The sequence below is a fragment of the Ferrimonas kyonanensis DSM 18153 genome (assembly GCF_000425405.1).
Classification (GTDB): domain Bacteria; phylum Pseudomonadota; class Gammaproteobacteria; order Enterobacterales; family Shewanellaceae; genus Ferrimonas; species Ferrimonas kyonanensis.
In genome coordinates this window covers 1-21524 of the sequence record NZ_AUDJ01000015.1, presented here as the reverse complement: position 1 = coordinate 21524, position 21524 = coordinate 1, and the positions used below count along the sequence as shown (strand labels likewise).

At 53.1% G+C, this 21524-nt stretch carries 23 protein-coding genes; 12 read left to right on the top strand and 11 right to left on the bottom strand.

The features are described from left to right. Positions 1–10: 10 nt before the first annotated feature. The gene (locus tag H598_RS0106975; protein WP_028112381.1) at positions 11–616 is read right to left on the bottom strand and encodes a peroxiredoxin C; all 606 of its coding nucleotides are present in this window, start codon (positions 614–616) and stop codon (positions 11–13) included. 261 nt (positions 617–877) lie between these two features. Between H598_RS0106975 and H598_RS0106970 the strand changes: the two genes are divergently transcribed. Beyond that, entirely contained in the window at positions 878–2203 is a 1326-nt protein-coding gene (locus tag H598_RS0106970) for a Na+/H+ antiporter family protein (RefSeq protein ID WP_028112380.1), read from the top strand. Between the two features lie 60 nt (positions 2204–2263). Here H598_RS0106970 and H598_RS0106965 read toward each other — a convergent pair whose 3' ends face one another. Next, complete coding sequence (locus tag H598_RS0106965) at positions 2264–2602, bottom strand: Grx4 family monothiol glutaredoxin (protein ID WP_028112379.1); 339 nt, start codon at positions 2600–2602, stop codon at positions 2264–2266. Positions 2603–2791: 189 nt separating this feature from the next. On the opposite strand from H598_RS0106965, the gene sodB reads away from it, so the two are divergent. Then, positions 2792–3376 carry a superoxide dismutase [Fe] gene (sodB, locus tag H598_RS0106960; RefSeq protein WP_028112378.1) on the top strand — a complete coding sequence of 195 codons (585 nt, stop codon included), beginning with the start codon at positions 2792–2794 and terminating at the stop codon, positions 3374–3376. 60 nt (positions 3377–3436) lie between these two features. Here the strand turns inward: sodB and H598_RS0106955 are convergent, their stop codons facing one another. Then, positions 3437–3649, bottom strand: coding sequence for a hypothetical protein (locus H598_RS0106955; RefSeq protein WP_028112377.1), 213 nt, complete (start codon positions 3647–3649; stop codon positions 3437–3439). A gap of 411 nt (positions 3650–4060) precedes the next feature. Between H598_RS0106955 and H598_RS0106950 the strand changes: the two genes are divergently transcribed. From H598_RS0106950 to H598_RS0106940, 3 genes are read left to right on the top strand one after another with little or no spacing between them, the layout of a single operon-like run. Further along, a complete protein-coding gene (locus tag H598_RS0106950; RefSeq protein WP_028112376.1) occupies positions 4061–5995 on the top strand; it encodes a PrkA family serine protein kinase in 1935 nt (644 codons plus the stop codon). 18 nt (positions 5996–6013) lie between these two features. Continuing rightward, positions 6014–7282 (top strand): YeaH/YhbH family protein, encoded by a 1269-nt coding sequence (locus tag H598_RS0106945; protein WP_028112375.1) that lies wholly within the window; start codon positions 6014–6016, stop codon positions 7280–7282. 23 nt (positions 7283–7305) lie between these two features. Then, positions 7306–8811: a SpoVR family protein gene (locus H598_RS0106940; RefSeq protein WP_028112374.1), complete on the top strand. Its 1506-nt coding sequence runs from the start codon at positions 7306–7308 to the stop codon at positions 8809–8811. Between the two features lie 53 nt (positions 8812–8864). On the opposite strand, the gene fadR is transcribed toward H598_RS0106940, so the two are convergent. Then, positions 8865–9575: a fatty acid metabolism transcriptional regulator FadR gene (gene fadR / locus H598_RS0106935; RefSeq protein WP_028112373.1), complete on the bottom strand. Its 711-nt coding sequence runs from the start codon at positions 9573–9575 to the stop codon at positions 8865–8867. A gap of 307 nt (positions 9576–9882) precedes the next feature. Between fadR and nhaB the strand changes: the two genes are divergently transcribed. After that, positions 9883–11475, top strand: a complete 1593-nt coding sequence (gene nhaB, locus H598_RS0106930; protein ID WP_028112372.1) for a sodium/proton antiporter NhaB — start codon at positions 9883–9885, stop codon at positions 11473–11475. An 89-nt stretch (positions 11476–11564) separates the two neighbouring features. Then, positions 11565–12116, top strand: a complete 552-nt coding sequence (gene dsbB, locus H598_RS23585) for a disulfide bond formation protein DsbB (RefSeq protein ID WP_051252533.1) — start codon at positions 11565–11567, stop codon at positions 12114–12116. Positions 12117–12181: 65 nt separating this feature from the next. Here the strand turns inward: dsbB and H598_RS0106920 are convergent, their stop codons facing one another. The 4 genes from H598_RS0106920 to H598_RS0106905 form a co-directional block, all read right to left on the bottom strand. After that, positions 12182–14101 carry a methyl-accepting chemotaxis protein gene (locus H598_RS0106920; RefSeq protein WP_028112371.1) on the bottom strand — a complete coding sequence of 640 codons (1920 nt, stop codon included), beginning with the start codon at positions 14099–14101 and terminating at the stop codon, positions 12182–12184. 731 nt (positions 14102–14832) lie between these two features. Continuing rightward, positions 14833–15291: a YcgN family cysteine cluster protein gene (locus H598_RS0106915; RefSeq protein WP_028112370.1), complete on the bottom strand. Its 459-nt coding sequence runs from the start codon at positions 15289–15291 to the stop codon at positions 14833–14835. A gap of 152 nt (positions 15292–15443) precedes the next feature. Further along, positions 15444–16412 carry a lytic murein transglycosylase gene (locus H598_RS0106910; RefSeq protein WP_051252527.1) on the bottom strand — a complete coding sequence of 323 codons (969 nt, stop codon included), beginning with the start codon at positions 16410–16412 and terminating at the stop codon, positions 15444–15446. Between the two features lie 18 nt (positions 16413–16430). After that, positions 16431–16718, bottom strand: a complete 288-nt coding sequence (locus H598_RS0106905; RefSeq protein WP_028112368.1) for a YcgL domain-containing protein — start codon at positions 16716–16718, stop codon at positions 16431–16433. Between the two features lie 123 nt (positions 16719–16841). Here H598_RS0106905 and minC point away from each other — a divergent pair, with 123 nt between their 5' ends. From minC to minE, 3 genes are read left to right on the top strand one after another with little or no spacing between them, the layout of a single operon-like run. Further along, positions 16842–17495: a septum site-determining protein MinC gene (gene minC / locus H598_RS0106900; protein ID WP_028112367.1), complete on the top strand. Its 654-nt coding sequence runs from the start codon at positions 16842–16844 to the stop codon at positions 17493–17495. Between the two features lie 23 nt (positions 17496–17518). After that, positions 17519–18331, top strand: a complete 813-nt coding sequence (gene minD / locus H598_RS0106895) for a septum site-determining protein MinD (RefSeq protein WP_028112366.1) — start codon at positions 17519–17521, stop codon at positions 18329–18331. After that, entirely contained in the window at positions 18331–18588 is a 258-nt protein-coding gene (gene minE / locus H598_RS0106890; RefSeq protein ID WP_028112365.1) for a cell division topological specificity factor MinE, read from the top strand. The genes minD and minE overlap by 1 nt, the downstream gene beginning before the upstream one ends. A gap of 33 nt (positions 18589–18621) precedes the next feature. Here minE and smrA read toward each other — a convergent pair whose 3' ends face one another. Beyond that, positions 18622–19203, bottom strand: coding sequence for a DNA endonuclease SmrA (smrA, locus tag H598_RS0106885; RefSeq protein ID WP_035415618.1), 582 nt, complete (start codon positions 19201–19203; stop codon positions 18622–18624). A 199-nt stretch (positions 19204–19402) separates the two neighbouring features. Between smrA and H598_RS0106880 the strand changes: the two genes are divergently transcribed. Together H598_RS0106880 and H598_RS0106875 are read left to right on the top strand one after the other, a co-directional pair. Beyond that, positions 19403–19960: a YybH family protein gene (locus H598_RS0106880; RefSeq protein ID WP_028112363.1), complete on the top strand. Its 558-nt coding sequence runs from the start codon at positions 19403–19405 to the stop codon at positions 19958–19960. Next, complete coding sequence (locus H598_RS0106875) at positions 19957–20415, top strand: YchJ family protein (RefSeq protein ID WP_028112362.1); 459 nt, start codon at positions 19957–19959, stop codon at positions 20413–20415. Before H598_RS0106880 ends, H598_RS0106875 begins: the two co-directional genes overlap by 4 nt. Positions 20416–20488: 73 nt before the next feature. Here the strand turns inward: H598_RS0106875 and H598_RS0106870 are convergent, their stop codons facing one another. Both H598_RS0106870 and H598_RS25475 read right to left on the bottom strand, forming a co-directional pair. Then, positions 20489–20773: a DUF406 family protein gene (locus H598_RS0106870; RefSeq protein WP_028112361.1), complete on the bottom strand. Its 285-nt coding sequence runs from the start codon at positions 20771–20773 to the stop codon at positions 20489–20491. 91 nt (positions 20774–20864) lie between these two features. After that, positions 20865–21356 (bottom strand): VC2046/SO_2500 family protein, encoded by a 492-nt coding sequence (locus tag H598_RS25475; protein ID WP_084144362.1) that lies wholly within the window; start codon positions 21354–21356, stop codon positions 20865–20867. Positions 21357–21524 lie beyond the last annotated feature (168 nt).

Below are 21524 nucleotides of genomic sequence, written 5' to 3'. Positions count from 1 at the left end.
ACTCAATGCCCTACAGCTGGTCGGCATTGTCCGCCAGGAAGCGGGCGACGCCATCCGGAGAGGCGTCCATCCCCTGCTTGCCTTGTTCCCACTGAGCCGGGCACACCTCACCATGGGTTTCATGGAACTGCAGTGCATCCACCATTCTGAGCATCTCATCGATGTTTCGCCCCAGGGGCAGATCATTGACCACCTGATGGCGCACCAGCCCTTGGCTGTCAATCAGGAATGAACCTCTAAATGCCACCCCAGCCTCTGGGTGCTCAACGTCATAGGCACGGCATATGTCGTGCTTTACATCCGCCACTAACGGGTATTTCACCGGACCGATGCCGCCGTCTTCGATGGCGGTGTTACGCCAGGCGTTATGGCTGAACTGGGAATCGATGGAAACGCCTATCACTGCCACGCCCCGCTTTTTAAACTCCTCAAAACGGTGATCAAAAGCGATCAACTCCGACGGGCACACAAAGGTGAAATCCAGGGGGTAGAAGAACACCACCGCCGCTTGACCCGCGATGGCCTGACTTAACGTAAAGTCCTCGACAATCTCGCCATTGCCTAGCACGGCAGCCGCGGTAAAGTCCGGGGCCGGACGACCTACTAATACACTCATGCGTGACTCTCCATGTGGGTGAGGTATGCTAAACCACCCTGGGGGCGATTTAGAGGAATGCTGCGATTATTATGCCCGGTCATCTCTCAGCTTGCCAAGTCACCCTGGTAGTGACATCAATCAGATAAAGCCTAAGTTAATCCGGATATGTATCACATATTCACAGTTGGCCAGCACATTTGTCTGGACTCTTGTTCGCAGTCACTGAAAATGGTTCACTCGCCCAAAATTTAGCAATCAACAAAATAGGTAATTATAAAAATGAATGCCGTTGTCATCGCGGTGCTCCTGGTGCTGGTATTAAGCCTTGCCAGGGTCAACGTGATCATCGCACTGACCGTCAGTGCTCTCGTTGCCGGACTCATGGGCAACATGGATCTGGCCTCGACCATCGATGCCTTTAACGCCGGCCTCGGCGGCGGTGCCACCATCGCCCTCGGCTATGCCCTGCTGGGCGCCTTTGCCGTCGCCCTGTCTCATACCGGCATTCCTGACAGCCTGTCCCGCGCCATTGTCGGTCGCCTCGGCGGCAACCCGGATTCCAGCGCCGTCACCGGTGTCAAATACTCGCTGCTGGTGGCCATTCTGCTGATGGCAGTGGCATCGCAAAATGCGGTTCCCATCCACATCGCCTTTATTCCAATTCTGATCCCACCGCTGCTGGGAGTCTTTAACAAACTGAAGCTGGACCGACGCCTGATTGCCTGTGTCATCACCTTTGGCCTGGTCACCACCTACATGGTGCTGCCGGTTGGCTTTGGCGGCATCTTCCTCAAAGACATCCTGATGGCCAACCTGGTGAGTAATGGCCTCAAGATGCAGGCCAGCGACCTGATGGGTGCCATGAGCATTCCAGCCCTGGGTATGGTCTTTGGCCTGTTGACCGCAATTTTTTTCAGCTACCGCAAACCAAGAGAATACGCCGATCAGGAGCTGGACGGCAGTGCCCATGTTGAGCACCAGCCCGTTAGCGGTCAGCGCATCGCCATCGTCGTCCTGGCCATCGCCTCGACGCTGGGCATTCAGCTGTACACCGATTCGATGATCTTCGGTGCCTTGGCGGGCTTCGTGGTATTGAATCTGGGCGGCATGGACAAAGGGATCAGCAGCCACGACGTGTTCACCCAAGGGGTTCGCATGATGGCCACCGTGGGCTTTATTATGATCGCTGCTGCGGGGTTTGCCGAAGTGATCAAAGCCACCGGTGAAGTGCCAGCACTGGTGGACTCGGTTCGCAATCTTATTGGCGATAACAAAGCCATGGCGGCCTTCCTGATGCTGCTGGTGGGGCTGTTCATCACCATGGGCATCGGCTCCTCGTTCTCCACCATTCCGATCATCGCCGCCATCTACGTGCCATTGGCTATGGGCTTTGGCTTCTCAGTGGCCGCCACCATCGCTCTGGTGGGGACCGCCGCCGCCCTGGGTGACGCCGGCTCTCCGGCGTCCGACTCCACCCTGGGTCCCACCGCCGGTCTCAATGCCGACGGTCAGCACGATCACATCTGGGACTCGGTCGTCCCGACATTTCTGCACTACAACCTGCCACTGCTGGCATCCGGTTGGGTTGCAGCCATGGTGCTGTAAGCATTCAAACAGCAAAAAGGGCGCCCTTAGGCGCCCTTTTTTATACCCTGAAACGTGGCGTTACTCTGCCTCGTCCTGCTTATACTTCGCCGCAGTTTCGGCGATTAAGGGTTGCAGCTCACCTTTCTGAGCCATCTCCATGATGATGTCGCAACCGCCGATCAACTCGCCCTCGACCCACAGCTGCGGGAAGGTCGGCCAGTTGGCGTATTTTGGAAGTTCGGTACGAATATCAGGGTTTTGCAGGATATCAACGTAGGCGAACGCCTCTCCGCAGTTAACCAGAACCTGAGAAGCCTGAGCGGAAAAACCGCAGCTGGGCAGCTTGGGAGACCCTTTCATATACAGGATGATTGGGTTTTCGGCGATTTGGGATTTAATCTTATCTAGGGTTTCCATGGTTACCACGTTTGGTAGTGATCTTGATCCTCATTCTATTAAAAGTGCAACGAAACCCCAATGTATTTTTTCGATGGCCCCGGTCAGTTCAATCAATTGATAACATGATGCACATCACAGGTTAAGCGAGTACAATGACCGGCATACGGAACAAAAACCAACAGCTAAACAGCTAAATGGAGAACGCAAATGGCATTCGAACTACCTGCCCTTCCTTACGCTAAGGACGCGCTAGAACCTCACATTTCTGCCGAAACCCTGGATTTTCACCACGGTAAGCACCACAACACCTACGTGGTCAAGCTGAACGGCCTGATTGAAGGTACCGAGTTTGCCGGTAAGTCTCTGGAAGAAATTGTAAAATCTTCCTCTGGTGGCGTATTCAACAACGCCGCCCAGATCTGGAACCACACCTTCTACTGGCACTGTCTGGCCCCCAACGCCGGCGGTGCGGCTACCGGTGCCATCGCCGATGCCATTAACGCCAACTTTGGCTCTTTCGAAGAGTTCCAGGCCAAGTTTACCGATTCCGCCATCAACAACTTCGGTTCCAGCTGGACCTGGTTGGTGAAAAATGCCGACGGCAGCCTGGCCATCGTCAACACCAGCAATGCGGCCACTCCGCTGACCGACGACGGCGTTACCCCGCTGCTGACCGTCGATCTGTGGGAGCACGCCTACTACATCGACTACCGCAACGTACGTCCAGACTACATGAAAGGTTTCTGGGCCCTGGTAAACTGGGACTTTGTGAACCAGAACTTCGGTGCCTGAACCGTCGACCTCTGATCAAAAAAGGGAGCCAGATGGCTCCCTTTTTTTGTTGGCGAACGTTCAATGATTCACGTCGCCTCCCGCCGTCAACGACGCCCACCCCGGCCACTCTCCATACTGATTGAAAAAGGCTTCAGGGTCATCCGGTACCCAACTGGGACGGACATGATGTTGATGGTAGCTTTGCCACTGCTCACGAGAGTGGATGCCACACCATTTGGCGTAAGTGGCGATCATCTCCAGCGAGATGTGTTCGACAGTTGCTTGGGTCATCGTGGTACTTCCTATGTCACCAACCAATTCAACTCTACCAAAGCAACCCTCTGAAATGTAGGTGTTTATCGTTACACTTATATGACGGATTTATGCCTGCTACAACCTACTAATACTCAAGTATTTTTTCATCATCCCCACCCCGCTATCACGCTGCAATCCTGTGAAAAAAAAGCGAATCCCTCGACGCTGTCGTACGTATTAAGTTGAAACCGCTGTGCGAAAGCCAGGGTCTTATAGATATAGGCTGGTTGATTCCGGGCATTCAACGGGAAAACCGATTAAATATTTCATCTTAAAAATCTAAGGTTTGCTGTCCACTCTCGAAATATAGGGTCTACGCTTAAATCTGGGAAACGGGATGAAATCCAACTCCGCAGGGACTGCCAAACTGGATTCAGGGGGAGAACCATGACTATTTTTCAGCACTATCAACAGCGTTACGAACAGACGCGCGACGAAGAGATGGGCATTCAGGACTATCTGCAGTTGTGCAAGAAGGATCCCAGCGTCTACAGCAGCGCTTCGGAGCGACTGTTGCTGGCCATTGGCGAGCCACAGATGATCGATACTGCCCAGGATCCGACGCTATCGAGGATCTTTTCCAACCGGGTCGTTCCACGCTACCCGGCATTTTCCGAATTCTACGGCATGGAGGAGGCCATCGAGCAGATCGTCGCCTACCTTAAACATGCCGCTCAAGGGCTGGAAGAGTCCAAGCAGATTTTATACCTGCTGGGGCCGGTGGGGGGCGGTAAGTCCTCTCTGGCCGAAAAGCTGAAGAAGTTGATGTCCAAGATTCCGATCTACGTCCTCAGCGCCAACGGACAACGTAGCCCGGTCAACGATTCCCCCTTGTGCCTGTTCGATCTCGAAGAGGATGGCAGCATCCTGCAGAACGAATACAACATTAACAAGCGTTACTTGCGCACCATCATGTCGCCGTGGGCCGCGAAACGATTGCACGAGTTCGGTGGCGACATCAGCAAGTTCAAGGTGGCCAAGGTCTACCCGTCGATTCTGGATCAACTGGCCATCGCCAAGACTGAGCCCGGGGATGAAAACAACCAGGACATCTCGTCCCTGGTTGGTAAGGTCGACATTCGCCAACTGGAGCATTTTGCTCAGGACGACGCCGATGCCTACGCCTACTCAGGCGCCCTGTGTAAAGCAAACCAGGGGATGATGGAGTTTGTAGAGATGTTTAAAGCGCCCATCAAGGTGCTGCACCCTCTGCTGACCGCCACTCAGGAAGGCAACTATAACGGTACCGAAGGCCTGTCGGCGCTGCCATTTAATGGCATCATCCTGGCCCACTCCAACGAATCGGAGTGGCAGACGTTCCGTAACAACAAGAACAACGAAGCCTTCCTGGATCGGGTCTACATCGTCAAAGTGCCTTATTGCCTGCGCGTTTCTGAAGAGAAGAAGATCTATGAAAAACTGCTGGATAACTCCGATCTGAGCGATGCACAATGCGCACCGAGCGTGCTGGATATCCTGTCTCAATTCAGTGTGCTGTCCCGCCTTAAAGATCCGGAAAACTCCTCCATTTACTCCAAGATGCGGGTGTACGACGGCGAAACCCTGAAAGACACCGACCCTAAGGCCAAGTCTCATCAGGAGTACAAGGACTACGCCGGCGTCGATGAAGGCATGAACGGCCTGTCGACCCGATTCGCCTTTAAGATTCTGTCACGGGTGTTCAACTTCGACCACAGTGAGGTGGCAGCCAACCCGGTACACCTGTTCTACGTGCTGGAGAAGCAGATCGAGCGAGAGCAATTCCCGCAGGATCAGGCTGAGAAGTACCTTGAGCACCTGAAAGGCTACCTGATTCCCAAATACGTCGAATTCATCGGCAAAGAGATTCAAACCGCCTACCTGGAGTCCTACTCCGAGTATGGCCAGAACATCTTTGACCGTTATGTCACCTACGCCGACTTTTGGATTCAGGACCAAGAGTATCGCGACCCTGAAACCGGTCAACTGTTTGACCGTGGCGCCCTCAATGCCGAGCTGGAGAAGATTGAAAAGCCTGCTGGCATCAGCAATCCGAAGGATTTCCGAAACGAAATCGTCAATTTCGTGTTGCGTGCCCGAGCCAATAACTCTGGCAAGAATCCAGCCTGGGTGAGCTACGAAAAGCTGCGTACCGTGATCGAGAAGAAGATGTTCTCCAATACCGAAGATCTGCTGCCGGTGATCTCGTTTAACACCAAAACCTCAGCCGATGAGCAGCAAAAACACGACGATTTCGTCGACCGGATGATGGAGAAAGGTTACACCCGGAAACAGGTGCGGCTGCTGTCCGAATGGTACCTGAGGGTACGGAAGTCATCCTAGAGCGGCGGGAGGAAGTCTATGACGCACTTCATCGATAAGCGCCTTAACAATAAAGGAAAGAGCACCGTAAATCGGCAGCGTTTCCTGCGTCGCTATAAGCGACAGATTAAGCAGGCCGTATCCGACGCCGTCACCAACCGCAGTGTCACCGATGTCGACAGTGGGGAACGCATCAGCATCCCCACCAAAAACATCTCCGAGCCGGTGTTCCATATCGGCAAGGGTGGTGATCGGCGCATGGTCCATCCCGGTAACGATCAGTTTCAGCGGGGCGATCGCATTGAACGTCCACCCCAGGGCGGCGGAGGCGGCAGTGGCCAAGGCCAGGCGTCCAACAGTGGCGAAGGGGCCGACGATTTCGTGTTTGAGATCTCACGGGATGAGTATCTGGACATCCTGTTTGATGATCTGGCATTGCCCAACCTGAAGAAGAACAACTTCGACAAGATGGTGGAGTTTAAAACCGTTCGGGCCGGCATCACCTCCGAAGGCATTCCGGCCAACATTCACATCGTACGCTCACTTCGGGAATCCCTGGCCCGACGTACTGCCATGACCGCGGGTAAACGCCGGGCGTTGAAGCAGGCGCAACTCCGTTTGCAGCAGTTAACCGATACACCGGGATCCAGCACCGAAGAGATCCATGCTCTGGAGGAGGAGATCGAATTGCTGGAGCAGAAGATCGCCAGGGTGCCCTTTATCGATACTTTCGATCTCAAGTACAACAACTACACCAAACGAGCCGTGCCTACCTCCAAGGCGGTGATGTTCTGCCTGATGGATGTCTCGGGGTCGATGGATCAGGCTACCAAGGACATCGCCAAACGCTTCTACATCCTGCTGTACCTGTTCCTGACCCGCACCTACAAGGAGTTGGACGTGGTGTTTATTCGCCACCACACCCAGGCCAAAGAGGTGGATGAACATGAATTTTTCTACAGTCAGGAGACCGGAGGCACCATCGTCTCCAGCGCACTGAAACTGATGGCTGAAATTCAAAAAGAGCGCTATCCGGCAGACCAGTGGAACATTTATGCCGCCCAGGCTTCCGATGGCGACAACTGGGCCGATGACTCGCCGCTGTGCCGGCAGATCCTCGACGACACTCTGCTGCCTCTGAGTCGCTATTTTACTTACATCGAGATCACCAACAGGGCGCACCAGACCCTGTGGCGGGAATATGAATCCCTGGCCGGTGCGCACCCCCACTTTGCCCTGCAACATATTCGCTCGGTAGAAGACATCTTCCCAGTCTTCAAAGAGCTATTCAAAAAGCAGACGGCCTGAGTTCTGGATTAAGGGGATAGCCTATGAGCAAAAAGACCGCGTTATCGGACGGACCAGACTGGACCTTTGAGCTTCTGGACCAGTACCACCATGAGATTGAGCGCATCGCCGCTCTGTACCGGCTCGACACCTACCCCAATCAGATTGAGGTGATCTCCGCCGAGCAAATGATGGATGCTTACGCCAGCGTCGGCATGCCCATCGGCTACTCCCATTGGACCTTCGGTAAGAAGTTCATCGATACCGAGCGCAATTATAAGCGGGGCCAGATGGGGCTGGCCTATGAAATCGTCATCAACTCCAACCCCTGTATCGCCTATCTGATGGAGGAGAACACCATCACCATGCAGGCGTTAGTGATGGCCCATGCCAGTTACGGCCACAACAGCTTCTTTAAAGGCAACTACCTGTTTCAAACGTGGACCGACGCCGACTCCATCATCGACTACCTGGTGTTTGCCAAAAACTACATCAGCGACTGCGAAGAGCACCATGGCATCGACGCGGTGGAGGAGATTCTTGATTCCTGCCACGCCCTGATGAACTTCGGTGTCGACCGCTATAAACGGCCGGCAGAAATCTCACTGCGAGAAGAACGGCAACGCCAGAAAGAGCGCGAAGCTTACCTGCAGTCTCAGGTCAACGACCTGTGGCGTACCCTGCCCGCCTCGCCGGCAGAGCAAGCCGATCGCGAGGAGTGCCGTTTTCCCTCAGAGCCACAGGAAAACCTACTCTATTTCATTGAGAAAAATGCGCCGCTGCTGGAGCCATGGCAGCGGGAGATCGTGCGAATCGTCCGCAAAATTGCGCAATACTTCTATCCGCAGAAACAGACCCAGGTAATGAATGAGGGCTGGGCCACCTTCTGGCACTACACCATTATGAATCACCTGTACGACGAAGGCCTGGTTACCGAGCGCTTCATTATGGAATTCCTGCACAGCCATACCAATGTGGTGATGCAGCCAGAGTACAACAGCCCCTACTACAGTGGCATCAATCCCTATGCCCTGGGGTTTGCCATGTTTCAGGACATTCGCCGGATCTGTGAATCCCCGGATGAAGAGGATCAACGTTGGTTCCCGGAAATCGCCGGCAGCGACTGGCTCGATACCCTGCACTTCGCCATGAACAACTTCAAAGATGAAAGTTTCATCTCCCAATACCTGTCACCTAAGGTAATGCGCCAATTCAAGTTGTTTACGGTTCAGGATGACGATCGAAAAAACTACCTGGAGGTAGGGGCGATTCACAATGATGAAGGCTACCGGGAGTTACGACAGAACCTGTCGGCCCAGTACAACCTGTCGAACCTGGAACCCAACATTCAGGTGTGGGACGTCAAGATTCGCGGTGACCGCTCGTTGACCCTGCGTTATCTGCCCCAAAGCCGGGCGCCATTGGCGGACAGCAAAGATGAAGTGATGAAGCACCTGCATCGACTCTGGGGCTTTGACGTATACCTGGAAGAGGAGCGGGATAACGGCAGCACCGAGGTCATCGGCCGCTGTCAGACCAAGACAGACTGAGGTTGCTTCGACCATAAAAAAGCCCGCTTCCGCGGGCTTTTTTTGACTCGCGCTTATTCGGCGATGTCTTTGGGCATATCGGCACGAATGTGCAGCCACAACTTACCGGACTCGATGCCATACTTGCGCACCAGTCCCGGCACCGAATCGGCATCGCCGTTCTCGGCACAGGTCAACAACTCCTGATAGAACTCTCGAGCCAATACCCTGGCTGGCTCATGGCTGAAGTAGTAGCGGCCGACACGGCTGTAGAGGCTTCGGAAGCCATTTAGAATCAGGGCGTAAATCGGATTGTCCGATGACATTGCCAACGAATGGTTGAGGTTGTAATCGTAGTCGGCAAAGGCGCCGGCTTCGTCTTCAACGTCCACCAGTTGAGACAACACTTCCTGGGCTCTTACTGGGTTGTAACGAATGGCACCCCGAATGTAGATGGCACTGATGTTGGTGCGAGCCGACAACAGTTGGTCCATCAGATCCGGGACCCCGTCCTGATCCAGGCGGGCGATGGTTTCCAGAATGTTCAGCCCGGAGGTTTCCCAGAAGTTATTCACCCGAGTGGGCTTACCATGCTGAATGGTTAACCAACCGTCACGCGCCAGACGTTGTAACACCTCTCGCAGCGTGGTCCGGGTTACCCCAATCAACTCGGACAATTCACGCTCAGCAGGGAGGATGGTCCCCGGCGCGAACTTGTTGTTCCAGATGGATTTTACGATATATTCTTCGGCAAAACCTGCTGGACTCTGCGCTTTTATTATCATAGTCACTGGTGCCTTACGACTTTTGAACGATTTTTAATTCAACCATCTTAGCAAATAAAGCCTGAATTCAAAAATGAGATCCATTTCCCAAATATTTGCCCAAATTGACCTCGTCCACAGCTCTAACGACCTGTTTGCTGGATTTGCAGCCAAATAAACTGTAAAAAACTGGTCGAACCTTAGCAATCTCAGAAATCGATAAACAATTTTGATATTAAATGTCAGTTAACCTTATCTCCAATAACGAGTATGATCGTCCGTCTGAGTGCGACAAAATCGAAAAATATACAAATAAGAGAGGAAAGCTATGGCACTAAGTTTACGCCAAGCCTTTTTTCATAACTTCCTAGGCCAGGCGCCTAAGTGGTATAAGCTAGCAATCATCGCGTTTTTGATCATCAACCCCATACTGTTTGCAATCGATCCGTTTGTAGCCGGCTGGGTGCTGGTCGTTGAATTCATCTTTACCCTGGCGATGGCACTGAAGTGCTACCCGCTCCAACCCGGTGGCCTGCTGGCCATCGAAGCCGTTGCCATTGGCATGGCATCGCCGGCAACGGTTCTGCATGAACTGGAAGCCAACCTTGAAGTGATTCTGCTGTTGATCTTCATGGTCGCCGGCATCTTCTTCATGAAGCAGTTGCTGCTGTTTATCTTTACCAAGTTGGTGACCAAGGTTCGTTCCAAGGCCTTGTTGTCACTTGCTTTCTGTTTCTTCTCTGCGTTCCTGTCAGCCTTCCTCGATGCGCTGACGGTGATTGCGGTCATCATCAGTGTGGCGGTGGGGTTCTACACCATTTACCACAAGGTTGCCTCTGGCAAAGACTTCAATCAGAGCCACGACCACAACAACGATGAAGAGGAAAACCTGTGCAAAGACGACCTGGAGCAGTTCCGCGGCTTCCTGCGTAATCTAATGATGCACGCCGGTGTCGGTACTGCCCTTGGCGGTGTGTGCACCATGGTGGGTGAACCTCAAAACCTGATCATCGCCGCCCAGGCCAACTGGCAGTTTGCCGAGTTTGTGGTTCGCATGATGCCGGTTACCCTGCCGGTGCTGATTGCTGGCCTGTTGACCTGTTACTTTGTTGAGCGATTCAAAATCGTCGGATATGGCGAACAACTGCCAGATTCCGTTCGTAAAATTTTGGAAGACTACGCTGAATACGAAGACAGCCGTCGTACCAACAAAGAACGCGCCCAGATGATCATTCAAGCTCTGGTCGGTGTTTGGTTGATTGTCGGCCTGGCACTGCACCTGGCAGCCGTTGGCCTCATCGGTCTGTCGGTTATCATCCTGACCACCTCATTCAATGGCATCATCGACGAGCATTCCATCGGTAAGGCATTTGAAGAAGCCTTGCCATTCACCGCACTGCTGGCGGTATTCTTCTCCATTGTCGGCGTGATCATCGAGCAGGGATTGTTTGGTCCGGTTATCGAGTGGGTACTGACCTACAGCGGCAAGACTCAAGCGGTGATGTTCTTCATTGCCAACGGATTGCTGTCCATGGTGTCTGACAACGTATTTGTCGGAACCGTGTACATCAACGAAGTGAAGTCGGCGTTGCTGGAAGGTAAGATCACCCGTGACCAGTTCGATATGCTGGCGGTCGCCATCAACACCGGTACCAACCTGCCATCGGTGGCGACACCAAACGGTCAGGCGGCGTTCCTGTTCCTGCTGACCTCGGCACTGGCCCCACTTATTCGTCTGTCTTATGGTCGAATGGTCATTCTGGCACTGCCCTACACCATTGTGATGTCACTGGTGGGACTGGGCGCCATTGAGTTTGGTCTGCTTGAGCACTTCACCGCTTACTTCTACGACATTGGCTGGATCGGCCACCATACCGTCGCCGAAGCCGCTGCCAACGCCATGAGTGTTTCCGGACATTAAACGATAACTATTTTCAGATAGTTGTTGCGATATCAAATAAACGCCTCCACAATCGGAGGCGTTTTTTTGAAGTGTAGTAAGGACCATAGATGCTGACTCAGGCTCAACAATTTACCACCCAACGACGCAGCTGGTTGCTGCTGGCAGGATCCGCATTACTGTTAGAGCTGATCGCCCTGTTCTTCCAACATATTCTCGAACTTAAACCCTGTGTCTACTGCATCTACGTGCGCATTGCGGTATTGGCACTGATGCTGGTCTCTCTGGTCACGGCCATCGCACCAAACTCCCTTTGGTTACGCCGTTTCGGTTTTCTCGGCTGGGCCGGCACCAGCGCCTGGGCCTTGTCTCTGAACCTAACCCTACACGCCAAGCAAACCGCGCCCCCTACTCTGTTTGGCTCGACCTGCGATGCCATTCCCAATTTCCCGGCATGGGCACCACTGCATGAATGGTTACCGTCGCTGTTTATGCCCACCGGAGACTGCAGCGATTCCCCCTGGTCTTTCCTCGGCTTCTCCATGGCCCAGTGGCTGATTGCCGTCTTCAGTGTGCACCTGCTGTTGTGCCTGCTGTTCTGGCTGACCACCCTGAAAAAGAGCAACTCCGGAAGCGAATGCTGCGGCGGTGGTTGCCATTAATTCAACACTCAGAATAAAAAAAGACCACGCTTAGCGTGGTCTTTTTTTATTCATCTCTGGAACGATTAATCCAATTTAAATCGACCAACAATTCCCAGCAGTTGCGTATTTATTGCCGCCAGGCTATTGGTTTCATCCAGCGTCTTATTGCCACTCTCTGACAACCTAAGCACCATCTCCCTGATGGCAGCCATGTTACGACTGATCTCCTGGGAGACACTGCTCTGCTCCTCCGCCGCGGTGGCAATTTGAGAGCTGAGATCATTAATGTCGCGAACGAAATTACTCATGGTTTCCAGGCTAAGAGACACCTCTTTCGCGCCATTGGCGGTCTCCTCACAGGTTTTACGGGTACCGGCCATGGCCGACACCACGGTCTGGGAGCCTTGCAGCAGTACAGCCAGGGCATTTTCAATCTCTGCGGTACTCTGCTGAGTTCGCCCCGCCAGCGCCCGCACCTCGTCGGCCACCACCGCAAAACCCCGTCCCTGCTCACCAGCCCGAGCAGCCTCAATGGCGGCATTGAGCGCCAGCAGGTTAGTCTGATCGGCAATCTCACCAATTACTGCCAGAATGGCGTTGATGTTCTGAGTTTCCTCACTCATGTTCTGAATGTTGTCGGCGGTGGAACCTACTTCGCCCACCAACGCCGAAACATTGTTTTGCGCCTGGGTCACGATCAACTTGGACTCTTCACCGGTTCGATTGGCTTCTTGGGTAAACTGGGCAGCCTCGGCGGCACTGGACGCCACGGTTTCCGCGGTGGTGTTGAGTTCCTCCATAGCCGTCACGACCTGATCGGTTTCCGACATATGGCTGGCCAGGGTCGATTCGTTCTCTTCCGCCTGGGCTTTAAGTACCTCCACACCGTGTGCCAACTGGCCACTGGCCTGACGGACCTCCAGCATCATGGTTTGCAGCGAGCCGACCATGGTATTGATGCCCTGCGCGATTTGGCCAAGATCGTCGTGGGAGTTAACCTGCATTCGCTGAGTCAGATCGCCCTCGCCTTCGGCCAGATCCAGCACCCGCTCCTTCAAGGCGATGATGGGACGATACTGGCGCTGCAACATCACCACCAATACCAGAGCCGAAATCAGAATGCTGATGATGGCGGTGATAATGGCGGTGCGGTTGGCTTCGGCGACTGCGGCAAACGCCACCTCCTCTTCGACCGCGATGAGGAAAAACCACTGCTTACCACCCGGCAACTGGATGCGCTTGGAAATGACCAGCTTATTAATGCCATTTAAGACGTAATTCGAAAACAGTTGTTCACTGGCCAACACCGCAGGCGCCCGCTCTCCCAGACCCGGAACCGCCGACAAATTACTCTGCAGAGGTGCAAACTGCGAGGTGGTCCCGATGATGTTGCCATTGGCCTCGGTGACAATGGCGATGGTGCCCTCCACGATGTCCACCGCTTCAACGATGGCATCCAGGGTCGACATCGACAGGCTGGCGGCCACCACGCCATTTCGAGTGCGCTTCACCATAGACAGGTAGGGGGTGGAGGCTCCATCAGTGTAGTAGACATCGGTCACCTGACTGTCGGTACGCTGACGGCCAAGCTGATACCAACTGCGGGCGGTTACGTCGATGGCGGCCTGATCCAATATGCCGCCGGGCCAGCCCGGAAACGCCTGACTGGCATAGCCGGCACCGGACTCCATGCCCACCATCAACCCGTCAATGCCGCTGATTTTTTCGGCATCTTTCAGGGTGCGAAGGTAATAATCATCGCTTTGCGGACCCGCCTGATCAAAAATCTGCGCCAATCCCTGTACCGCTCGGTCCCCTTGCTCGATAAAGCGACTGATGGACTCCGACTCACTGTTCACCGATTCCTGCATTGCAGTCCGCACCTGGTGGCTAACCGCTTGCTGCAGATTGCGAGCCGACATCACACTGGTGGCCAGCAACGCCATCACCAGCAGTGACAACGACAGCAGCATCAAACTGGCCTTAAAACTCATTCCTTTCATACAAAAAACCTATCCAACTTAAAAGAAGAACCCGAACCTGACCATTGGTAAAAGGAGCACTTTATGCTCTCTTATTGTAAAAGCGCATTTATCAATCAAACATCAAAAACATGATTCAAAAATAAACCATGGAATCTAACATCTATTTATACGGCGCCGATAATTTGTCTTTGATATTTTTTTGACACCTTGGAAACACCAAGGATTATTAAATCATTCACACACTACAGGCTCCCCGCCTGATTCTTGATTTGGTTCGACTCCAGCCCCTCTGGCATCGGCTAGACCTAGTCCCACTCACTCCCAGCCCCACCATCTAACTCTTTATTTTCAGCATCTTAGCCAGTTCTAGTTAGTACAGAGTCGACAGCGGCAGCGATAAGTGTCGGTGCCGACCAACCTACAGAATTCTATGAGTTAGACCAGCGAGTGCATTAATAGCACAGAGCAATAATTAAAGTCACCCGGCAAAAGGTAAATATTCAGAGCCACACAACAATCTAATTCGACAGATTTTTCCCTACCGCAAAACCCACTCAACATTCAAGGGTAAATAATAATGACACACATTGATCAATTAAATAGATCAGGAATTGATTTTAGATCTATTTAATTGATCAATTTATTGTTCTATGGCCTGTTTAAAAAACTGTTTTATTCCTGTGGTCTTAATTTTAGAACCAAAAAAAAACGGCGTGCCTGAGCACGCCGTTTCTTTAGGTTTTGTCTGCTTAATCAATTTCATCCAGCGGCCACACTACGATGTAACCGATCAAGTCCGGATCCGGACCCACATGTAACTCACTGAGTACCTTTCGGCGTACCGACATGCCCTGTTTATGCATCTCGGACTTACTGCCGGTCAACAATGGATGCCAACTCGGCAGCCCCCGGCCCTCCTGCAGGCGCCGATAGCTGCAGCTTGGAGGCAGCCACTCGATGGTGGCGACGTTTTCCGGTGTTACCTTGTAACAGTCGGGAACCCACTCAAATCGACGTTCATACTTCTGGCAATCGCAAGTCTTGTCATTAAGCAGCTTGCAGGCCACATTGGTGAAATACACCTCTTCGGTATCATCATCAATCAGCTTGTTCAGGCAGCACTTGCCGCAGCCATCGCAGAGCGATTCCCACTCTTTTTCGGTCATATCCTGTAAAGGCTTATGCCAAAACGGCTGTTGTTCACTCACCAAACTACCTCTGTTTCTACTGCTTCTGGAACGTCAGGCGCGGGATTATACCGGCAACCGGGTAGAATTTCATCCACAGGCAGGCAATGACAGCGGTGGCAGGCAGCACGGGAGGTGATCCACCGCCGGAACCGGCGGCGGAATCAGATAGATCAGTCAGAGAACTTAATTCTGTCGGCCAGGTGTCCCACAGCGGCGACAAAGTAGTGGCTTCGATTCCAGCGCATCAGGGCATCGTAGTTGGCGTACGCCAGATAGCTTCGGCCATGGGCGTCGTCAGGCTGAACCAGAGAGGCTTGAATATCGCGAGTGGGAAGATCGCTGCCATCAAACCGACGCACCCCCATCTGCTGCCACTGAGCCAGGCTTTTCTTCACTTTCAGCCCTTTATCAGTCTCAGCCACCGGCTCGGTCAACGATACTTGCCGGGCCCAGGTCAGATCATCGTTCCATCCGACCTGCTTGAGGTAATTGGCGGCGGAGGCAAACACGTCGGCCTTGTTGTGCCAGATGTCTTTTTTACCATCGCCATCAAAATCCTGAGCATAGGCCAGAAACGAGGTTGGCATAAACTGACACTGACCCATGGCACCGGCCCAGGAGCCTTTCATCTCACTGGCACTGATGTGGCCTTGTTCCAGTATGGTTAAAGCCGCAAAAAGCTGTTCCTTAAAGAAAGTTTCCCGGCGCCCGTCGTACGCCAGCGATGCGGTGGCACCAATCACCGAAAAATTCCCGGTGTAGTTACCGAAGTTGGTTTCCACCCCCCACAACGCCACGATGAATCTGGGCTGCACACCATAAGCATCGCCTACCTGTTGCAACAGCTCACGATTTTCATTTAGCAACTTCTTGGCCTTGGCCACTTTCCAGTCCGGCACGGCCTGGGGCAAATAGGTGTCCAGAGTCTTTTTGAACTCCGGCTGGTTTTTATCCGCTTTGATGGCACGCTTGTGCAGCTTGATGCCATCAAATGCCGCCTCGATGGTGGCTGCGCTGAACTCTTTTTGTGCCGCTTCCTGCTTCAGCTGCTGTACGTACTGTTCGAAGTCAGGCTTGTCGGTTGCCTGAACCTGCAGCGCGACCAACAGCGCCGCTGTGGTTAAACACTTTAGTGTCATCCTGTCCCCCAGAGTCCGTTAAGAGTTATTCTGTTTCTCTTCAAGCCATGCTTTGTGGGTCTTGAGCAGATCCTCTTGTGGAGGAGGCAGTTGCAGATAGAAGCCCTGATCCTTGAGCGCCTGCTTAACCTTGTCCAGATCCGCCTGAGCCAGTTGTTTGATCTTCGACAGCGGCACCACCATTACAAACTGCGGCTGACCAAAGGTATCCAGCAATGCCTGTGGCACGTCGGAAAAGTCATCACGCTTGTTGATGTAGAGGTAGGTCTCTGCCTTTCGGTTACTTTTATAGATAGCACAAATCATTTGAATACTTAGAAAATAAGCCTGCGGCTTGCTTGCGTCGTGGTGTTTGCCACTATACCATGACCGCCACTAAAAAATAGCGTTCAACCGGCCACTGTGCCGGGGTTTACGGGGAATCCACAGATGCAGCAGTCTGGCATCGACTTCACCAGTTCAAGTTTTACCCTGCCTGTATTAAAACTGTCCGGCACCACCCTGGCCGACATTGCACAACAACTCAAACAGCACGTTCAGCACGCCCCGTCTCTGTTTGAAAATATGGCGTTAGTAGCGGACCTGAGCCGGGTCGATCCTGGCGTTGATCTGCTCGAATTGATGCAGCTGATTCGAGACCATCACCTCAATCCCTTGGGTATTCGCAACGCACACGATGCCCACAAAATACAGGCAAAATGCCACGGCATCGCACTTTTGAACCCCTCTCGCGGCAGCAGTGGCACCACCACTGCCACCAAGGTCGTTCGCCGCTCAGTACGCTCGGGTCAACAGATCTACGCCCAGGGTGGCGATCTGGTGATCATCGGTTCGGTCAGCAACGGCGCCGAGGTGATTGCCGACGGCAGCATTCAAATCCTTGGAACGCTAAGAGGGCGCGCCATTGCCGGTGCCAACGGTCAGCACAATGCCTCCATTGTTTGTGCCAACCAACAGGCAGAACTGTTGTCCATCGGCGGCTACTTCTGGCTCACCGAGCAGATAGACCAAGCCCATTGGCAACAAGGAGTAATGGCCACCCAACAACAAGGTCAGCTAACGCTGGACCCCATCAATTTCTAACCCAATTACGAGGATGTAGTGAAATGGCGAAGGTCATTGTTGTCACCTCCGGCAAAGGCGGCGTTGGTAAAACCACCAGCTGTGCCGCCATTGGCATGGGACTGGCTCAGGCGGGCCATAAAACCGTCATCATTGATTTTGATATCGGGCTAAGAAACCTGGATCTGGTTATGGGCTGCGAACGCAGGGTGGTGTATGACTTCGTCAACGTGATTCAAGGTGACGCCAACCTCAATCAAGCCCTGATCAAGGACAAGCGATGCGACCGGCTGCACATTCTGCCGGCCTCACAGACCCGCAATAAGGACGTGCTGACCCAAGACGGCGTTGGCAAAGTGCTGGAGCAACTTAAACAGGAGTTTGAGTTTATCATCTGCGACAGCCCGGCCGGGATTGAAAACGGCGCCATGATGGCGCTGTATTTTGCCGATGAAGCGATCATCACCACCAACCCGGAAGTGTCGTCGGTGCGGGATTCAGACCGCATCATTGGCATGCTGCAAAGTAAATCTCTGCGTGCCGAGCAGAACCTCGAACCGGTGGTGGAACACTTGCTGTTGACTCGCTACAACCCTACTCGAGTGCAAAATGGAGAGATGCTGGCGGTGACGGATATCGAGGAGATTCTGGCCATTCCGTTGCTGGGGATCATTCCCGAATCTCAAGCGGTGTTGAAAGCATCCAATGCTGGTAACCCGGTCATCATGGACGATCAGTCCGATGCCGGACAGGCCTACCAAGATACCGTCGCCCGTCTGCTGGGTGAAACCCGGCCAATGCGCTTTACCGAGGTGGAAAAGAAAGGCTTGCTGAAAAGGTTGTTTGGAGGGAAATGATGTCGATTCTGGATTACTTCCGCAAACAGGAACCGGCCAGCGCCAACCTGGCTAAAGACCGCCTCAAGATCGTGGTCGCCCATGAACGGGCCCAGAGACAGGGGCCGGACTACTTGCCGGATCTGGAGCGGGATATTCTGCAGGTTCTGGCCAAATACGTCAGCGTCGATGCGGACAACGTTAAGGTACAGCTGGACAAAACCGACAACCAGTGGGCGGTACTGGAACTGAACATCACCCTACCCGACCACCAGTAACCATAAAGCCGGCAATCGCCGGCTTTATGCTCTCTAACGCTTCTGATGACGCTCGCGATTATCCGCTTTCTGGCGTTCGCTTTTCTTCAATAGCAAATACACGGCACCGGTTCCTCCATGGGGCTTGAGTGCCGAATGGAATGCCAACACCTCTTTGATCTGAGGCAACCAGTGGGCAACGCAACTTTTCAGCATTCCTTTCACCGGACTCGACTGACGACCTTTGCCATGCAACACCAGCGCCGTACGCACCTCACATCGCTGACAATCTTTAATAAACTGTAACAAAGTCTGTTTCGCATCGGCGACATTGTGGCCATGCAGATCCAGGCGGGCATCGATCTGGTACTTTCCCAGGCGCAAATTCTTATACACCCCATGTTGAACACCGTCGCGAGCAAAGCCGATGGGATCGTCAGGATCGACTAACGGCATCGCTGCATCACTGACCCCGTCCTGTTCACCATCGATGCTGGCCTCAGCCGCCATGCGGCGGGCAATCTGTGCCTCAGATGGCTTGCTTTTGCTGCCCACCGCACAGCACTTATCCTGCTGTCCAATGGGTTTCACATCGGCCATCGCATTCAGAAACTCATCCATCTCGTTTGATTGCATAATAGCCTCCGCTTTTATCGTGACTTTGGTAGTATACCGAATCCGTTTTAACGCTTCAGGCCGCCGGTGGTTAACCGCCTAGCATTTGCTCAGAAGGGCGTTTCCCCTGGCCTATGTCAAACTTTGTAATGGTTTCAACCTTTACGAAATTCAGTCTGACAGCGATAGTAAAATTGTGTAGCAAATGTGGAGCACCTGAGTGCGAGTTTTTAGCCTGTTATTGGCATTATTGCTGGCCGGCCCGGTCAGCGCACAAGAGGACGTCAATGGGGCCATCAACCGTATCTATGACGAAATCAGCGCTGCGTACAACAGCCTGGATTCAGATACCTTGACTGGCTACTACAGTGACAATGCCTGTCTGATCAGCGCCTCCAAAGAAGAGGGGCTGCTTAATGGCCGTATGGAAATTGCCGATGGCCTGGCCCACTGGTTTAAGAAAATCGAAAAACGGGGCGCCGAACTGAAGGTGCACTATCGCGTGGTCAATCGCCAAATCAGTGGCGACACCATTACCGACGCGGGCTACTATCTGGTGGTATACACTCCGGATCACAGCACCGAACAGCCTTCCAGCGAATTTGTCGGCAAGTTCATCATGAGCTTCCAACAAGATCAGGATAAACAGTGGCGCATCATCAGTGATTCGGCTAATCGTACCCGAGTCGATCGATTTACCGATGCTCAACGCCAAAAAGGGCTGTACTACAAGGAGTACTCCCCTTCGGCCCTTCCTCAGCAGGCCAATAGCAAATGAGTCACTGTCAATGTGGCAGCAGCCTGGCGTACCGCCTCTGCTGCCAACCGCTTCATTGCGGCGATAGCCATGCCTCCTCCCCCGAGCAACTGATGCGATCTCGCTACTGCGCCTTTGTAGAGGGCAAAGCCGACTATCTTCTAGCGACTCACCACCCGCAATATCGCGCCTCACTCACCGTGGAACAATTAGCCGACAGTTGCCGCGACAGTGACTTTGTCGGTCTGCAGATCGTCGACGTCCCTGCTGTTTCCGGCGATCAGGGCGAGGTAGAGTTCAAAGCCTGGTATCGCCAAGGCAGCGAAATCCTGGCTTTATGGGAACGCTCTCGCTTTCAAAGGCTTGAGGATCGCTGGCATTACTGCGATGGCGACATTCAACCCCTACTAAAGCTGGGTCGCAACGATCCTTGCCCCTGTGGCAGTGGCAAGAAGGCCAAAAAATGTTGTCTCTGAGTAACAGAAGTACTCACTTGCCATAAAAAAAGGAGTGCCGAGGCACTCCTTTTTATTGAGTTCAGTCTGGCTGTTATGCCTGTTCCATCTCAAAAATGATTCGTTCTGCGGCGCAACTAAAGATAAGACGAGCCTTCATCTCGCCCTTCTCTGCATCCCATTCTGTTTCGCTGGTGACACTGTCACCGAAACGTGCCTGAGCCCGGGTCAGATAATCACCAAAAAACGCCAGGGCCGCAGCTTCATCTTTTGCCTGAATAGGCAAAGCCAATACATTGTCGTCTTCAGCGATCATGGAACCGATGTCCAGATACACGCCACATGCATCGCACGCCACGTCTTGTTTCTCTGCGCTCATCTATTACCTCAAGAATGATAGGGATTCGACTGAAATTATAGCCGCAGCTGAACCTAAATAGGGGTGAGCCAGATCACAATCATTTCGGCCCTCAGGCAATTGCCGAGGCTTGAAGTCGCTGAGCTGCCAATAGTTGATCCAATGGCCATCTAGCCGGTTTGTTAGCCGCGTAGGCCTTCGCCGCCTTAGTGACAGATGGCGCACAGTTGTCGATGGCCACCTGCATACCGTGATCACGTTTTCCCTGGTAAGTCAAGGCGTCGGGGGACAAGCAATGTTGCAATCTGGATTGACTGAGGCCGGAGCGTTGAAATGCCGATGCAATCCGCACCCCTGCATCGGATTCCTGATACTCCCGTTTCAAGGCGGCTTCTTCTGGCAACTGGAAACGCTGACGCAGATCCTGTTGCTCCGGCAAGGCCGGCTTGGGCAGCTGAAACTCACCATGCAGGCAGACGTCTTGCGACAACATGGCTAACATTAAGCCAAAGTCACTGCGCCTTTCTGTTTGAATGGCCTGGCTAAGGGAATCCCCCAATTGCCATTCATTGACCAACATGGTCTCAACCTGCATAGAAAACATCCAAAAATCCTGAGTTCAGTCTCTTTATCGGCCTAACAACATAAAACTTTAGGAAAAAGTTGAACCAAGGGCTTTACACCTGCCAATGCTCTGATACTATAGCGCCGCACTTGTGGAGGGGTTCCTGATTGGCCCCAGAAGGTAGCAGTGAGCAGACTTGTCTGATTC

What these genes read in the sequence shown, in the direction of transcription:
- smrA (WP_035415618.1), bottom strand. Translation starts at nt 19,203, where the DNA reads ATGCAATCAAACGAGATGGATGAGTTTCTGAATGCGATGGCCGATGTG.
- nhaB (WP_028112372.1), top strand. Translation starts at nt 9,883, where the DNA reads ATGGCACTAAGTTTACGCCAAGCCTTTTTTCATAACTTCCTAGGCCAG.
- dsbB (WP_051252533.1), top strand. Translation starts at nt 11,565, where the DNA reads ATGCTGACTCAGGCTCAACAATTTACCACCCAACGACGCAGCTGGTTG.
- H598_RS25475 (WP_084144362.1), bottom strand. Translation starts at nt 21,356, where the DNA reads ATGTTTTCTATGCAGGTTGAGACCATGTTGGTCAATGAATGGCAATTG.
- fadR (WP_028112373.1), bottom strand. Translation starts at nt 9,575, where the DNA reads ATGATAATAAAAGCGCAGAGTCCAGCAGGTTTTGCCGAAGAATATATC.
- minD (WP_028112366.1), top strand. Translation starts at nt 17,519, where the DNA reads ATGGCGAAGGTCATTGTTGTCACCTCCGGCAAAGGCGGCGTTGGTAAA.
- H598_RS0106970 (WP_028112380.1), top strand. Translation starts at nt 878, where the DNA reads ATGAATGCCGTTGTCATCGCGGTGCTCCTGGTGCTGGTATTAAGCCTT.
- H598_RS0106910 (WP_051252527.1), bottom strand. Translation starts at nt 16,412, where the DNA reads ATGACACTAAAGTGTTTAACCACAGCGGCGCTGTTGGTCGCGCTGCAG.
- H598_RS0106905 (WP_028112368.1), bottom strand. Translation starts at nt 16,718, where the DNA reads ATGATTTGTGCTATCTATAAAAGTAACCGAAAGGCAGAGACCTACCTC.
- H598_RS0106940 (WP_028112374.1), top strand. Translation starts at nt 7,306, where the DNA reads ATGAGCAAAAAGACCGCGTTATCGGACGGACCAGACTGGACCTTTGAG.
- H598_RS0106920 (WP_028112371.1), bottom strand. Translation starts at nt 14,101, where the DNA reads ATGAAAGGAATGAGTTTTAAGGCCAGTTTGATGCTGCTGTCGTTGTCA.
- H598_RS0106945 (WP_028112375.1), top strand. Translation starts at nt 6,014, where the DNA reads ATGACGCACTTCATCGATAAGCGCCTTAACAATAAAGGAAAGAGCACC.
- minE (WP_028112365.1), top strand. Translation starts at nt 18,331, where the DNA reads ATGTCGATTCTGGATTACTTCCGCAAACAGGAACCGGCCAGCGCCAAC.
- minC (WP_028112367.1), top strand. Translation starts at nt 16,842, where the DNA reads ATGCAGCAGTCTGGCATCGACTTCACCAGTTCAAGTTTTACCCTGCCT.
- H598_RS0106975 (WP_028112381.1), bottom strand. Translation starts at nt 616, where the DNA reads ATGAGTGTATTAGTAGGTCGTCCGGCCCCGGACTTTACCGCGGCTGCC.
- H598_RS0106950 (WP_028112376.1), top strand. Translation starts at nt 4,061, where the DNA reads ATGACTATTTTTCAGCACTATCAACAGCGTTACGAACAGACGCGCGAC.
- H598_RS0106875 (WP_028112362.1), top strand. Translation starts at nt 19,957, where the DNA reads ATGAGTCACTGTCAATGTGGCAGCAGCCTGGCGTACCGCCTCTGCTGC.
- H598_RS0106955 (WP_028112377.1), bottom strand. Translation starts at nt 3,649, where the DNA reads ATGACCCAAGCAACTGTCGAACACATCTCGCTGGAGATGATCGCCACT.
- H598_RS0106965 (WP_028112379.1), bottom strand. Translation starts at nt 2,602, where the DNA reads ATGGAAACCCTAGATAAGATTAAATCCCAAATCGCCGAAAACCCAATC.
- sodB (WP_028112378.1), top strand. Translation starts at nt 2,792, where the DNA reads ATGGCATTCGAACTACCTGCCCTTCCTTACGCTAAGGACGCGCTAGAA.
- H598_RS0106870 (WP_028112361.1), bottom strand. Translation starts at nt 20,773, where the DNA reads ATGAGCGCAGAGAAACAAGACGTGGCGTGCGATGCATGTGGCGTGTAT.